General features: G+C 52.3%; 14 protein-coding genes. 11 read left to right on the top strand and 3 right to left on the bottom strand.

What is annotated here, in order from left to right:
• The first annotated feature begins 4 nt into the window (after positions 1-4).
• Positions 5-766: a class I SAM-dependent DNA methyltransferase gene (locus tag CFI03_RS29675; RefSeq protein ID WP_248762624.1), complete on the top strand. Its 762-nt coding sequence runs from the start codon at positions 5-7 to the stop codon at positions 764-766.
• A 122-nt stretch (positions 767-888) separates the two neighbouring features.
• Here CFI03_RS29675 and CFI03_RS29670 read toward each other — a convergent pair whose 3' ends face one another.
• Both CFI03_RS29670 and CFI03_RS29665 read right to left on the bottom strand, forming a co-directional pair.
• A complete protein-coding gene (locus tag CFI03_RS29670) occupies positions 889-1527 on the bottom strand; it encodes a thymidine kinase (protein WP_248762623.1) in 639 nt (212 codons plus the stop codon).
• A gap of 150 nt (positions 1528-1677) precedes the next feature.
• Positions 1678-1899: a hypothetical protein gene (locus CFI03_RS29665; protein ID WP_201001600.1), complete on the bottom strand. Its 222-nt coding sequence runs from the start codon at positions 1897-1899 to the stop codon at positions 1678-1680.
• 318 nt (positions 1900-2217) lie between these two features.
• On the opposite strand from CFI03_RS29665, the gene nrdI reads away from it, so the two are divergent.
• The 7 genes from nrdI to CFI03_RS29630 all read left to right on the top strand — a co-directional run bounded on the left by nrdI (position 2218) and on the right by CFI03_RS29630 (position 8610).
• Positions 2218-2631 (top strand): class Ib ribonucleoside-diphosphate reductase assembly flavoprotein NrdI, encoded by a 414-nt coding sequence (gene nrdI / locus CFI03_RS29660; RefSeq protein WP_127497084.1) that lies wholly within the window; start codon positions 2218-2220, stop codon positions 2629-2631.
• Positions 2564-4648 carry a class 1b ribonucleoside-diphosphate reductase subunit alpha gene (gene nrdE, locus CFI03_RS29655; protein ID WP_248762622.1) on the top strand — a complete coding sequence of 695 codons (2085 nt, stop codon included), beginning with the start codon at positions 2564-2566 and terminating at the stop codon, positions 4646-4648. The genes nrdI and nrdE overlap by 68 nt, the downstream gene beginning before the upstream one ends.
• Positions 4649-4718: 70 nt before the next feature.
• The gene (nrdF, locus tag CFI03_RS29650; RefSeq protein WP_248762621.1) at positions 4719-5675 is read left to right on the top strand and encodes a class 1b ribonucleoside-diphosphate reductase subunit beta; all 957 of its coding nucleotides are present in this window, start codon (positions 4719-4721) and stop codon (positions 5673-5675) included.
• A 159-nt stretch (positions 5676-5834) separates the two neighbouring features.
• Positions 5835-6290: a GyrI-like domain-containing protein gene (locus tag CFI03_RS29645; RefSeq protein ID WP_248762620.1), complete on the top strand. Its 456-nt coding sequence runs from the start codon at positions 5835-5837 to the stop codon at positions 6288-6290.
• Between the two features lie 147 nt (positions 6291-6437).
• Positions 6438-7235, top strand: a complete 798-nt coding sequence (locus CFI03_RS29640) for a PhzF family phenazine biosynthesis protein (RefSeq protein ID WP_248762619.1) — start codon at positions 6438-6440, stop codon at positions 7233-7235.
• A 32-nt stretch (positions 7236-7267) separates the two neighbouring features.
• Positions 7268-7951, top strand: coding sequence for a YjjG family noncanonical pyrimidine nucleotidase (locus tag CFI03_RS29635; RefSeq protein ID WP_248762618.1), 684 nt, complete (start codon positions 7268-7270; stop codon positions 7949-7951).
• A complete protein-coding gene (locus CFI03_RS29630; protein ID WP_248762617.1) occupies positions 7948-8610 on the top strand; it encodes an HAD family hydrolase in 663 nt (220 codons plus the stop codon). The genes CFI03_RS29635 and CFI03_RS29630 overlap by 4 nt, the downstream gene beginning before the upstream one ends.
• Before the next feature lie 61 nt (positions 8611-8671).
• Here the strand turns inward: CFI03_RS29630 and CFI03_RS29625 are convergent, their stop codons facing one another.
• Positions 8672-9850 (bottom strand): GGDEF domain-containing protein, encoded by a 1179-nt coding sequence (locus tag CFI03_RS29625; protein WP_127497070.1) that lies wholly within the window; start codon positions 9848-9850, stop codon positions 8672-8674.
• Positions 9851-10222: 372 nt separating this feature from the next.
• Here CFI03_RS29625 and CFI03_RS29620 point away from each other — a divergent pair, with 372 nt between their 5' ends.
• The 3 genes from CFI03_RS29620 to CFI03_RS29610 all read left to right on the top strand — a co-directional run.
• Positions 10223-11353: a glycosyltransferase family 4 protein gene (locus CFI03_RS29620; protein ID WP_127497068.1), complete on the top strand. Its 1131-nt coding sequence runs from the start codon at positions 10223-10225 to the stop codon at positions 11351-11353.
• A 2-nt stretch (positions 11354-11355) separates the two neighbouring features.
• Positions 11356-12624, top strand: a complete 1269-nt coding sequence (locus CFI03_RS29615) for a metallophosphoesterase family protein (RefSeq protein WP_248762616.1) — start codon at positions 11356-11358, stop codon at positions 12622-12624.
• A partial coding sequence (locus tag CFI03_RS29610; RefSeq protein ID WP_248762615.1) for an AAA family ATPase occupies positions 12621-14274 on the top strand: 1654 nt, incomplete at its 3' end. The genes CFI03_RS29615 and CFI03_RS29610, both read left to right, overlap by 4 nt.

Genomic DNA, 14274 nt, shown 5'->3' with positions numbered 1-14274 from the left:
CGGCATGGATGCATACGGTCAATTCGCATCGGTCTACGACCGGCTGATGCAGGACATGCCTTACGAAGACTGGCTGCAATTCGCCCATGACAGCTGGGAGCGTTACGGCATGCCTAAGACGGTTGCGGATCTCGGCTGCGGGACGGGCAGCATTGCGATTCCTTTGGCCTTATCCGGGCTGGAGGTATACGGCATCGACCTGTCTGCCGATATGCTGACCGTTGCGCGCAGCAAATGGGATGAAGCTGCCTCGCAATTGGCCCGCGCCCGGGGGAATGTGACCTGGCTGGAGCAGGATATGCGGGACTGGACGCTTGCGGAGCCCGTCGATACGGTGATATCGTTCTGCGACTGCGTGAACTATCTGACCGAGGAAGAAGACGTGGAGGCCGCCTTTAAGGCGGCTTACGATAATTTGCGCGAGGGCGGGCTGTTCTTGTTCGACGTCCATGATCCGAAGGTGTTCCTTCGTTACGCGGAGGAGCAGCCTTTTGTGCTGGACGAGGACGAAGTCGCTTATATATGGACTTGCGAGCTCGACGAGTCCCGGCTTCAGATCGAGCATCATCTGACCATATTCGCCGAGGAGAAGAGCGGGAAGTTCGAGCGTTTCGAAGAAATGCACGAACAACGGGCGTATGGCCGCGGCTGGATGGAAGCAGCCTTGAAGCGTGCGGGCTTCCGTACGGTTGACTGCTATGCGGACTTTGAACTCGAGCCGGCTGGTGACCGTTCGGAGCGGTTGTTTTTTGCGGCAGTGAAATGATGAGGCTGGTCAATTGAAAGCAAACAGGGTTGTCTTCCGTCACTTCGAGTGACGGGAGACAACCCTGTTATTTTTCATCCGCGCAACGTGAGCAGCTTCTTTCTGAAGGTAGCTCAGGCTGTTTACGCTTGAGACGCCGTAATCGTGTCTGTAAGCTCTTCCGCAGTGTCGTCCGTCACTTTGTGCGGAGGGACGAAGCAGGAGCGGCAGCGGGGCTCGTAGCTCTCCGTATCGCCGATGAGGAAGACCGGTCCAAGCTTGGCCGGTTTGCCGTTGACGATACGCTGCGTGAAGGTCGCGTTGGCATCGCCGCAAACGGCGCAGAACGAAGTCAGCTTTACGATTTCGTCGGCAATCGCCAGCAGGCCGCCGATGTAGCCGAATTCTTTGCCCCGGTAGTCCATATTCAGACCGTCCACGATAATATGCTTCCCTTGGTAAGCCAGCTCCTCTACCAGAGCGATGATAGGCTTCCCGAAGAAGGACGCTTCATCAAACGCCACGACGTCCGCATCCTTCGACTCGAGCAGGATTTGCTCCACCGATGATGCCGGGAGCGCGCGCGGCACGCTTGTTGCGGGAAGGCGGTAGCCGATCCGGCTGACGATCTCTTCGTTGCTGAACCGGTCATCCTCTGCCGGCTTATAAGCCATGACCTGCTTGCGGCCGTATTTCATCAGCTTCTGGCAGCGCCGGATGAGCTCCCCCGACTTCTCCGAAAACATCGGTCCGATAATGACCGTTATGAACCCTCTATCCATGACTTATCCCTTACCTTTACTTCAATGGTTGTATTATTTTATCAGAATAAGTCGAGGATGCAACAGGGGTATTCGACATAATTTTTAACCGGCGAACACTAGATATAGATTTTGCTATTCATCTTTGCCGTCCAAATTCCGATCTATTAATTACTCCCTTAAAGCGTCTTTCAATCTGCTGTTCATAGAATCCGAGGAAGCCGGTCCGCGGGCGGCCGCCAGCCTCAATCGCTTTAATTCCTGCTTCAGACGATCATTCTCCTGATTCAAACCATCTATGTAAGGCAGCAGTTCGGGTACGGTATATCCGGCATCCCGGAACAACTGGAGCACCGCTTCGCGCAGCTGCTCCGGCGTTATTTGCTTGTCCATTTGTACCTCCATATTAGCAATAAAATGTCACTATCCCATCATATCTTCATCTGTTAAAATAGTCGAGTGTCGAAAAAGGCCAAATAAATAATTTCTCCATAATTTGCATTGACGAGACCTATATCTTGATGTAGAATCAAATTCATCAACTACATATTGAGTTGTGTAGTCAGATTTCAACGATTTTGTCAACTAGCGCATTTGACATCTTTGCTGTCAGAAGCGCTTTTATATTGCTGAAATTTCAGTGATAGACGTTGCTAGATCGATGCTTACGAAGCAAGAATTGCCCTGCAATTCTTTTAAGGAGAGAGAAACATGCTGGTAGTCTACGATTCAAGAACAGGCAATGTGAAACGCTTTATCAATAAATTGAATATGAGAGCGGTGCCCATTGGCGAGCTTGATATAGTGGACGAGCCTTACGTGCTGGTTACCTACACGACGGGATTTGGTCAGGTACCGGAGCGCGTCATGAATTTCTTGAACCGAAACAGTAATTATCTTCAAGGGGTATCCGCAAGCGGCAATCGGAATTGGGGAGACGGCTTCGCGAAGAGCGCGGATACGATCTCTAGCCTGTTCGACGTGCCGGTCATATCGAAGTTTGAATTATCCGGTACGAATCAAGATATGGAATACTTTGTCGAAAGGGTGCGAAATATTGAAACACATCGAGCTGAACAACGAATTGATGCAACGAGGAGCGGACGGCTTCTATCAATTGGATAAAGATAAAGAGGCGGTAGCCGCATTTATGGAGGAAGTGGACGCGAAAAGCGTGAAATTCGGTTCCCTCCGCGAGAAGCTGGACTACCTCATCGAGAACGATTTTTACGAGAATGTATACGAGAAATATACATATGAGGAGATCGAAGCGGTGTTCACGCTGACCGAGAGCAGCGGCTTCCAATTCGAATCGTATATGGCGATCTCGAAATTCTACAAAGACTACGCCATGAAGACTAACGATAAATCGAAGTACCTGGAGCAGTATCCGGACCGCGTAGCGATCGTTGCCCTGAACCTCGGCGAAGGCGACGGCGCCAAAGCGCTCCGCATCGCGGAAGCGATGATCGAGCAGCGCCTGCAGCCGGCTACTCCAACGTTCCTGAACGCCGGCAAGAGCCGCCGCGGCGAAATGGTATCCTGCTTCCTGCTTGAGATGGACGATTCCTTGAACTCTATCAACTACGTTCTTGGCACATGCATGCAGCTGTCGAAGATCGGCGGCGGCGTAGCGGTTAACCTGTCCAAGCTGCGCGGACGCGGCGAGGCCATCAAAGGCGTGGAAGGCGCCGCAAAAGGCGTCATGCCGGTGCTGAAGCTGATGGAGGACGCCTTCTCCTACGCGGACCAAATGGGTCAGCGCAAAGGCTCCGGCGCAGGTTACTACAACATTTTCGGCTGGGATATCATCGAATTCCTTGATTGTAAGAAAATTAACGCCGACGAGAAAACGCGCATCAAAACATTGTCGATCGGCTTGATTATACCTAATAAATTTTATGAGCTGGCTGCAAAGAACGAAACGCTGTACGTCTTTGGTCCTCATTCCGTTCATAAAGCATACGACAAGCATCTCGACGACATGGATATGGACGTTATGTACGAAGAGCTTCTCGCTAACGATAAAGTCGTGAAAAAAGCGGTCATGAACGCCCGCGACATGATGACAAAGATCGCTTCGATCCAGCTGGAATCCGGCTATCCTTACATCATGAACAAATCGAACGCTAACCGAGTTCACGCCTTGAAGGATATCGGTCAAGTCAAGATGTCCAATCTCTGTACCGAAATTTTCCAAGTGCAAGAGACTTCGACGATCAACGACTACGGCATGGATGATGTCATCCGCCGCGATATCAGCTGCAACCTGGCATCGCTGAACATCGTTAACGTCATGGAACGCAAGAAAATCAAAGAATCCGTCCATGTCGGCATCGAAGCTTTGACGACGGTTAGCGACGTATCCGAGATCGACAACGCTCCGGGCGTGCGTAAAGCAAACGAAGAGCTTCACTCCGTTGGCCTTGGCGCAATGAACCTGAACGGCTTCTTCGCGAAGAACAAGATTGCTTACGAAAGCGACGAAGCGAAAGAGTTCGCGAGCGCATTCTTTATGATGATGAACTACTATTCGATCGAGAAGAGTATGGAAATCGCCAAAGAACGCGGCGCAAGCTTCAAGGATTTCGACCGTTCCGAATACGCGAAAGGCACTTATTTCACCCGTTATATCGAAACGGACTTCCGTCCGGCATCGGATAAAGTAAAAGAACTGTTCGAAGGCATGGAAATCCCGTCTCCGCAGGACTGGGCTGAACTGAAAGAGAAAGTGCAAAAATACGGTCTGTACCATGCTTACCGCCTGGCTATCGCGCCAACGCAAAGCATCTCGTACATCCAAAACTCGACTTCGAGCGTTATGCCGATCGTAGAGCATATCGAGACTCGTACTTACGCGAACTCGACGACGTATTATCCGATGCCTTACCTGGCTCAAGATAACTACTTCTACTACAAATCGGCTTACAATATCGATCAATTCAAGCTGATTGACCTGATTTGGGAAATTCAGCAGCACGTGGACCAAGGCATTTCGACCGTCCTTCACGTGAACAGCAACGTAACAACCCGCGAACTGGCGCGCTTCTACATCTATGCCGCTCAGAAGGGGCTCAAATCGCTCTACTATACGAGAACGAAGCGTCTTTCCGTCGAGGAATGCACAAGCTGCGCCGTATAATTCGAACTAATGACAAGGCTGCCGGAAGAGGAGAATCGGAAAGCAGCCTTTAACCAAAGGAGCAGGATTGATGAAAGCAGTAAACTGGAACCGTCCGGATGACGATTTTACGCTTACCTTCTGGCAGCAGAACGTGATGCAATTCTGGACAGACGAAGAAATTCCACTTTCCGACGATAAAATGGACTGGATGGAAATGAGCGACACCGAGCGCACCGTATACAAAAACGTACTGGGCGGACTGACGCTTCTCGATACGATTCAAGGCGGCGTAGGCATGCCGAAAATTCTCGAGCATGTGGACGGCCTGCAGCGCAAAGCGGTACTCGCTTTTATGTCCATGATGGAGCAGATCCATGCGAAGTCGTATTCCAGCATCTTCACCACGCTGGCTTCGACGGAAGAAATCGACGCCATCTTCCAGTGGGTAGAGACTAACGAGCAGCTGCAGAAGAAAGCAACCCTGATCTCTTCCTGGTACCAAGGCATTGAGACGAAGCAGCAGCTGTACAAAGCGATGGCCGCTTCTGTATTCCTGGAGAGCTACCTGTTCTACAGCGGCTTCTTCTACCCGCTTTACCTGGCTGGCCAAGGCAAGATGACAAGCAGCGGCGAGATTATCGACTTGATCCTCCGCGATGAAAGCATCCACGGCTTGTATGTTGGCGTTCTGGCGCAAGAGCTGTTTAACGAATTCACGCCGGAAGAGCAAGCTCAGCTGAAAGAAGAAGTGTTCGCCCTTCTGAACACGCTGTATGAGAACGAAGTGGTGTACACGGATAACCTGTACAGCCCGATTGGCCTGCAGGAGGACGTTAAAACTTACGTCCGTTACAACGCAAACAAAGCTTTGATGAACCTGGGCTTTGAACCGTACTTCCCGGAGGAGCCGGTCAACCCGATCGTGTTCAACGGCATCAGCACGCATACGAAGCAGCATGACTTCTTCTCGAAAAAAGGCAACGGTTATGTGCGTACCGTTCATATCGAGCAATTGCGCGACGAAGACTTTGTCTTCAATATGTAAGAGCATTTACAGCCGGCTTCCGAAGCCGGCTTTTTTTGTTTGCGCATGTTCGGAAAAAACAATTAAAATACTATCCTGAAAATGGTAATTCGTGATACACTAATGGCGAAATAAATGCTCATCCCAGCGTAGACCTACAATTATTTAGGGGGAGTTCGCTTGGACAACTGCTCTATCATTACGAAGCCTGCTATTCATTTGGCCGGCATCAGCTATTGCGGTCCTTATTCCGCATTCCCGGATGAAGCGATCCGGCTGCAGAGCGAGTTTTTATCCCGCAAGCATGAATTAAATACCGTATCCAAATCACCTGTTCTGTACAGCCCGTATTTCGGCAATGAAGTATTTGCTTCTTATTGGGCCTGTTATGAGGTGAATCATATGGAGGAGCTTCCGAAGGGCATGGTCCAGTTCACGATTCCGGAACACCGTTATGCCATGGTAGCAACCTCTAACAAACGGATTGGCGAAGCCTATGAGCAGCTGTTTGCCTGGATGAACGAACGGAAGCTGAACAAACACGACAGCGCGCTTGCGATTGAAGTATTTTACATTAACGAACGCCAATGGGAAGAGGAAGAAGTCGAGCTTCTAATTCCGCTAAAGGATGAATAATTAGATTACAACCTGCCTCTATTCGCGGCTGCTCCTCTTCGAGACGCGGCGATAGAGGTTTTTTCATATCTGCTGCCGCTTCTCCCAAGGAAGGATGCAGTCGTTTGCGGTTGTCGTTTATAATAAGGATAACAGGGAGGGCGGAAGATGAAACCGATTTATGTGGTGGATGCTTTTACAAGCGAGCCATTCCGAGGGAATCCGGCAGCGGCGTGCCTATGCGAGAAGCCGGAGGATGAACGGTGGATGCAGCAGGTGGCGGCGGAAATGAACCTGCCCGAGACGGCCTTTCTGGTTCCGATTGCTGACGGCTATGACCTTCGTTGGTTTACTCCGGAGACGGAAGTTGACCTTGGCGGGCATGCCACGCTGGCAGCCGCTTATATGCTGTGGCATACGGGGAGGCTGGGTTTCGATCAGACGGCCAGGTTTGTAACGAAGAGCGGGGTACTGACCGTGACTTACGATACCTTTGACGGCTGGATGACGATGGACTATCCGGAAGAGATACCAAAGCCGGTGAATGCGCCGGAAGCTCTTATCCAAGGTCTGGGGTTAATTCCGCGTTATACGGCCAAAAACCGCCAGGATTATGTCGTTGAGGTGGATAGCGAACAAACCGTGCGCAGTCTAAGGCCGGATCAGCAGCAGCTTGCCGCGGCAGGCGGAAGAGGAATCATTGTAACGGCCAAGGCAGCAGCCGGTGCGCCTTATGATTATGTAGCGCGCGTCTTTTTCCCGAATGCGGGTATAGTGGAGGATTCGGTTACGGGCTTAGCCCATTGCGCGCTTGCGCCGCATTGGACCAGGAGGCTCCGCAAACAGGAGCTGACGGGTTATCAGGCTTCGAAGCGCGGCGGCATCGTGAAGGTGGCCGTGAGCGGCAGCCGCGTTCAGTTGGCCGGCCAAGCGAAGATGATTTTGCAAGGAACATTGGAAGTTTAAGACTATTGAAGAACAAGGAGAGTTTGACTGCAATGAATTACGACGTGATATTATTCGATGCTGACGATACGCTATTCGACTACAAGAAAGCGGAGGACTTCGCCCTGACAAGCGTGTTCGAAGAATTTGGGGTTCAATCGCCGGATACCGACTATGTAGCCCTTTACCGGACCATCAATCAGGAGCTGTGGAATGATTTCGAAAAAGGGGCGATCTCGCTGGCCGAGCTCCGCGTAGAACGGTTCAGCCGGCTATTCGCCGGAACGGGCCTTACGATTGGAGCCGAGGAATTCAGCAACCGTTATCTCGGTTACCTTGGGGCAGGTGCGTACCTGATCGACGGAGCTGTGGAGCTTGTGGAAGAGCTCCGTTCGAAAGTAAGACTGGCGATTATTACGAACGGAATCCGGGAAGTGCAGCTGTCGCGTTTTTCCAAGGCTGGCGTGGATCACTATTTCGAGCATATTATCGTGTCGGAAGATACGGGTTATCAAAAGCCTCATATCGGCATCTTCGATTACGCGTTTAACAAGCTTGGCATTACCGATCCGGCGAGAGTGCTTATCGTTGGAGACTCGCTGACCTCCGATATTCAAGGCGGGCTGAACAGCGGCATTGATACTTGCTGGTACAATCCGCATAACAAGCCGAATGCGACGCCTGTTAAGCCGAAATTCGAAATCAAACAACTATCCGAGGTGCTGACTCTTCTATGACAAAGACGTATTCGTCGATTTTATTCGACCTGGACGGGACGTTAACGGATCCCAAGCTGGGCATTACAAGCGCTATTCAATATTCTCTAAGCAAATTCGGCATTCAAATCGATAATCCGGACGTGCTTGATCCCTTTATCGGACCGCCGCTTGCCGGCTCGTTTAAGGAGTTTTACGGCTTTACGGACGAGATGTGCACGGAGGCGATCAAATACTACCGGGAGTACTTCGCGGAACGGGGCATGTACGAGAACAAGCGGTACGAAGGCATTAAAGAAGTGTTAGCTGCCTTGAAGGAGCAGGGAGCTTCCTTATATGTGGCAACTTCCAAGCCTACCTTTTTCGCGAAAAAAATCATTGCTTACTTCGAGATAAGCGAATTTTTCGAGTTTATCGGCGGCAGCAACCTGGATAATACCCGCGTCGATAAAGGCGAAGTGATCGAGCATGTGCTGCTCTCCTGCGGTCTATCCGCGGAAGATGCTATTATGATTGGCGACCGCAAGCATGATATTATCGGGGCGAAGCGCCATGGCCTGGACTCGGTTGGCGTTGGCTACGGTTACGGCAGCGAAGAAGAGCTGAAGCTGGCTGAGCCGACGTATTTGGCAGCTACGGTGGAAGATTTGGGGCAGCTGCTTGCGGGATTGGTCCGCTAAAAATTAAAACAGGGTCTGGCCTTAGTGGCATGCTGCCATCCGAGACCAGACCCTGTTTATTTTAGGTAGATAATGCCTTCTTCTTGCTGGACGGCAGAGAGCTGAATAAGGAAACCTTGTTCTTGCCGGTTGTTTTGGAATGGTACATGGCTTCGTCCGCCAGCTTGATAAGCTGGATGACATCCTTGCCGTCTTTGGTGGTGCTGACGCCAACGCTCACCGTAACGATGGTTTCCTTTTCCACGCGGCTGCGGATCGACTCGGCGACACGGTCCGGCTTTACCCGGTCGGTCGAGATGCAGGCAAGCAGCTCCTCGCCTCCGTACCGGCCTGCAGCGCCAATGCCCGCCGATTCTTCCTTCATAATCTCCGCGACCTGCTTCAGAACGCCGTCGGCCTTATGATGGCCTTGCGTATCATTTAGCTTCTTGAAGTTGTCGATGTCGCAGAAAATGACGGCGAGACCTTTTTGTCTCCGCATAATCTGTTCGGCCTTGGATGTGAAGTGCCTCCGGTTGTACAGGCCCGTCAAGCCATCCGTAATCGAAGATTGATAAGTCATCATCAGACGTTCAATGACCCACTCGAACAGCAGAAGGAACAGCTGCATGAAGTAGACGATCGGAAGGAAATAACCGAGCAGTACCAGCCAATCCACGGAACCGTGAAAGACGTAGCCGTCAGCAATTCTAGACAGATCGAGAATAAAATAAGTAATAAGGCTCGCCGAAAATTTGCCGTTCATCTCGGCGCCTTTGCTGCCAAGAAGGATCATGAAGGTTACGATCAAAGAATAGAAATCGAGTCCAAGGAGACGGTATTGCCCTCCCGGCAGCAAAGCGTCATCCGAAGGATCCATAAACACGGACTGCACCGCGGCAATAACAAAGGTTAAGACGATCAGCAGAACAAAAGGCATAACTTTTATTTGCGCGCCGCGATGAGTATATAATTTCATGTATACAAAGTTTATAATGATAAAAGAGACGATCTGCAAAATCATTGAAACGATATGCAGCCATGGCGGAAGCTTCTGCCCGGGATAAGCAAGCATGGCAAGTATGGTGTTCTGAACCATAAACAGCGGGATCGTCAGGGTAAGATACCGGTAGATGCGTTTGTTCCGGTAGCTGGTATACAACCGGGTTGACATGAAGAGCATCAATATAAGGATGATAATGACACAAGCGGAAGAGATAAGTTGGCCATTAGGCCCGGTTAGCCAGGTTAAGATTGTCATAATGTAGTATCACCATATCCTATGGAGTGTTGCTTTACAGAAACATATGTTCTAATATATCATGATTTACGTGATGGTAAAAGCATGACCCAAGAACGATTCTGTTAATAAAGCACTCTATCTAATAATTAAGATATCGGATTTTGACAGGGTAAATGTAAAGACGTACAGCTGCTTCCACGAAAGAAATACGGAGGCTTGCGAAGTAAAAATCATCACAATAGCAGGTAAACCATGCTATTGTGCGACAATTTTTAAGCGGATGCTTACGAAGCTAAGAATTGCTTCACAATTTATCCTTACGAAGTAAAAATCATCACAATAGCAGGTAAACATGCTATTGTGTGATAATTTTTTTTAGGAGGAAGGACATTGAATATACTGCAGGCTTTGTTTTTTCCGCCGGAACAACCGGGCGGCGTGTCCTCCATGGTGCCCTATATTCAAGAGCGTTTTTTGAAACTAGGCTGGCAAATGGAATTATTCTCGCTTCCGAAGCGGGTAAGAGGAAAAGGACAAGAGGAAATCGTGTTTGAAACCTTCGATGTGACGCCGTTTCTCGGTGATCCTATCGTAGATAAATACTTGCAGACGATGCGGGACTACATTTGGTGGACGCGACTGCGGTTGAAGCGTTCCTATGATATCATTCATGCGCATCACCCGATTGCGGCGCTTGTCATGAAGCAGCTGTTCCCGGATACGCCGGTCATGATGACGATTCACTCCTCCTTCGAACGGGAGCTTGTCCTGAACGGTAAAATCGAGGAAAACAGCATTGCGCACCGCTTCCTGACTTCCATCTACGGCGAGTTGGAAGCCAAGCTGGACCGTCTGCTGACGGTATCGGATTCTTTCCGGACTTATCTATCTCCTTATATGAAGGATTCTTCCGCTATTAAGGTTATTCCTAACGGCTTCGACGAAAAGCGGTTTAAGCCGATTGCCCACGAGAATGCCGTTCCGCAGTTCATCACGGTATGCCGCCTTGTACCTGCGAAAGGTCTGGATATTCTGCTGCACGCCTGCGCGGAATTGAAGCATCGCGGTCATCCGTTTGTCCTGCATATTATCGGGGACGGTCCGATTCGGGAAGAGCTGGAGCAGCTGGCGGTCGAGTTGGATTTATACGACGATATTATCTTTTACGGCTACATGCTTCATCCGGAAGAATTCATGCCGTTCTTCGACGTCTTTGTTCTGCCGTCGCGCGCGGAAGCTTTCGGCTCCGTGTTTGCCGAGGCGGCCTTATGCTGGCTTGCCTTGGTCGGAACCAATGTCGGCGGTATCGCCGAGCAGATCGAAGACGGCGTAAACGGCCTGCTCGTACCGCCGGAAGATGCGCCTGCCCTTGCGGATGCGCTTGAGAAGCTGGTAACGGATCCGACCTACAGGTACAATCTGGCGCGTACAGGCTGGGACAAGGCGAAAAAGGTCTATTCGCTTCAGCGGGTAATCTCGCAGATGAAGAAAGTTTACTTATCGTTGAAACCGGAGGAATAATCGTGACGGTTCCTTTTCGATTTATACACGCGGCAGACCTGCATCTGGATAGCCCTTTCCGCGGCATGAGCAAGGTGCCGGATGCGCTGAAGGAGAAGCTTCAAGCTTCGACCTTCGGCGCATTGCGGCGGTTAACGGATACGGCCATTCGGGAGCAGGTTGATTTTATCGTCATCTCCGGCGACTTGTATGATGAGGCGGACCGCTCGCTGAAAGCGCAGTTTCTTCTATTAAAAGAGTGGGAGCGGCTGCAGCATTACGGAATATCCGTTTTTGTCATACACGGCAATCATGATCCGCTGAACGGCGCAAGGGCGGAGCTGAAGCTGCCGTCCAATGTGACGCAATTTGGCGCAAATGGCATGGAATATCGGCCGGCTTACTGCAGAAACGGTGAGCTGGCTGCTTTTGTTTACGGGATGTCCTACGGGAAACGGCATGTAACGGAAAATTTGGCTGCCCGTTATTCGCCGGTTGAAGGGGCGCCGTTTCATATCGCTATGCTTCACGGCAACGTAAACGGAGATCCATCCCATGATCCTTACGCGCCGTGCTCGCTGGAGGAGCTAACCGGCAAAGGCTTTGATTATTGGGCGCTTGGCCATATACATACAAGGAAAGTCCTGCATGAATATCCGCATGTCGTGTATTCAGGCAATATACAAGGCCGCAATCCGCGGGAGACCGGACCGAAGGGCTGTTACCTGGTAGAGGTTTCAACTTCACGGGCGGTTGAGCTGACCTTTATTCCGCTAGATGATATTCGCTGGCTGGACGCGGGACTGTCGATTAACGATCTGCATACGGAGCAGGAGCTGCTGCAGCGCTTGGAAGAACAAGCGGAGCAGCTTGCCGCCCGGGGTGACGGACGGACCGCTATGGTTCGACTAACGCTGGAAGGGCAAGGTCCGCTGCATCCTAAGCTATCGGAGACGATTACCGTGCGGACCTTGTTGGAGCAGCTGCAGTTAGGCTCGCCGCATGCATGGATCTATGCGCTTGAGGTCCATACGCGAGCGGGGCTGCGTTTGACGGAGCTTGAGGACGAGAACAGCTTTGCCGGCGAGCTATACAGGCTGACGCAGCGGTTGGAGCAGGATTCGGACGCTTGGAGACAAGAAGCGGCAGCCGCCGTGGCGCCGCTCTCCGGTCATGCCAAGCTGGGAAGACTTCTCCGCGGGCACTGGGACGAGCTGCCCGAGCAATGGCTGGAGCAAGCTAGGGAGCATGTGCTTGGATTGCTAGCCGCGGAAGGGAGGAAGGACGAATGAAGCTGCTGGAAGTCCGGGTCGACGGCTTTGGCCAGCTGCAAGGATTACGCTGCAGGCTGGACGGTCCTTCCGTTGTTTTATTCGGCATGAACGAGGCCGGAAAGAGTACGCTGTTCGGATTTATCCGGACGATTTTATTCGGTTTTGCAAGGCGGAATCAGCCGGCCGAACGGCAAGAACCCGTTAATGGGGGCAACCACGGAGGACAGCTGGTATTCCAGGATACGGAAGGCTATACCTTCATAGCGGAGCGCTATGCGCATGTGAACGGAGGCCGCCTCAAGCTTAGGCGGATCAGCCAAGAGGAGCATGATCTTTCATCCGATGAGGAGAGCTGGCCAACCCAGGAGGAATGGGAGCAGCGGTTTCTTGGCGGAACCAGCGAACAGCTGTTCCGCGAGCTGTATGCCATCACCTTAACGGAGCTGCAGCAGGTTGGGGCGTTATCGCATGAGGAGCTAGGCCGGTATTTGTACCATGCCGGATGGGAGAATGGCAAGGCTATTGCGGCGGCCGAGAAAAAGCTGCAGCTTGAAATGGAGCAGCTGTTCAAGCCGCGCGGGGCTAACCAACAGATTAACAAGCAGTTGAAGACGCTGGAAAAAACCGAGCAAGAGCTTCGGGAGCAGGTTGATGCGATTCAGGCATACAATGGGCTCCAGCAAGAGCTGGAACGGCTTGACAGGGAACTGGAACGGCTTGAGGAGGAGCAGCCGCATCGGCAGTCTGCTCTTCAGCTGGCAGGAAAAGCCCAAGCGATAAGACCGTTATGGCTCAGGCAGCTTGAGCTTGGCCGAGAGCGGGAAGGGATTGCGGATGCCCAGCGGATTACGGCGGAAGCGGAGCATAGCTGGAATGAGCTGCGGAAGGAGCAGAGAAGCCGTGCGCAAGAGCAAGAACAAGTAGAGCAAGAGCAGCAGCTGGTCGCGCATAAGCGCCAGTCCATTCAGGTAGACATAGAGCTGCTGGCTCGAAAAGAGGAAGCCGAAGCTTTGCTGCTCGAGAGCGAACGGATGCAGCTTTTGAGAGAGGAAAGAATTACGCTCGCGGCCGAGCTGCAATCGGACGCAGAAGCTTTAACCCGGCTGCTGGGCCGCATTGCCCCGAATTGGGGAGAGCAAGAGCTGCTGAACCTGCAGTTAACCGTAGCCGACCGGGAATATGTACGCGGGCAGAGACAGCTTGAGGCGGAAGCCGGACGAAGCTCGGAAAGGCTCAACGCTGATCTGCAGGGTGTTATCCAGCAGGAGAGGGAGGCCGCGCAGCAGCTTGCCGAGGCGGAAGCCGAGCTTGCGCGCGCGGAAGTAGCGGCAGGCGGGCGCAGCGTACTGGGCAGCGCCGCGTTCCTGCCTCAGACGAGCGACGCTATGCGCGCAGCATGGAACAGCTGCGACGCCGCGCTGCGCGAGTGGGAACTGGAGCGGCTGCAGGCACCAGCCGCCCGGGAGGAAGCGGGCCAAGGCTCAGCCGGCCCGCTATGGATTGGCGCGGCGCTGGCGGGAGGCGCCGCCGTTGCCCTTGGCGCCGCCTCGCTTAGCGGCGGCGCTTTCCCCGGCGCAGCCGGCGCTGCCGCTGCGCTAGGCGCGCTCGCGCTGGCGCTGGCGGCGCTAGCCGCGGCCCGCGGGCGCAGCGCGGCCGCTAGGCGCAGGC

This window comes from Paenibacillus sp. ATY16 (genome assembly GCF_003399985.2).
GTDB lineage: Bacteria > Bacillota > Bacilli > Paenibacillales > Paenibacillaceae > Pristimantibacillus > Pristimantibacillus glycanilyticus.
The sequence above is the reverse complement of the archived record's forward strand: the minus strand, read 5'-3'. Positions and strand labels throughout refer to the sequence as shown.

Coding starts and splice junctions, on each gene's coding strand:
- CFI03_RS29675 (WP_248762624.1), top strand. CDS start 5: ATGGATGCATACGGTCAATTCGCATCGGTCTACGACCGGCTGATGCAG.
- CFI03_RS29670 (WP_248762623.1), bottom strand. CDS start 1,527: ATGGATAGAGGGTTCATAACGGTCATTATCGGACCGATGTTTTCGGAG.
- CFI03_RS29665 (WP_201001600.1), bottom strand. CDS start 1,899: ATGGACAAGCAAATAACGCCGGAGCAGCTGCGCGAAGCGGTGCTCCAG.
- nrdI (WP_127497084.1), top strand. CDS start 2,218: ATGCTGGTAGTCTACGATTCAAGAACAGGCAATGTGAAACGCTTTATC.
- nrdF (WP_248762621.1), top strand. CDS start 4,719: ATGAAAGCAGTAAACTGGAACCGTCCGGATGACGATTTTACGCTTACC.
- CFI03_RS29640 (WP_248762619.1), top strand. CDS start 6,438: ATGAAACCGATTTATGTGGTGGATGCTTTTACAAGCGAGCCATTCCGA.
- CFI03_RS29635 (WP_248762618.1), top strand. CDS start 7,268: ATGAATTACGACGTGATATTATTCGATGCTGACGATACGCTATTCGAC.
- CFI03_RS29630 (WP_248762617.1), top strand. CDS start 7,948: ATGACAAAGACGTATTCGTCGATTTTATTCGACCTGGACGGGACGTTA.
- CFI03_RS29625 (WP_127497070.1), bottom strand. CDS start 9,850: ATGACAATCTTAACCTGGCTAACCGGGCCTAATGGCCAACTTATCTCT.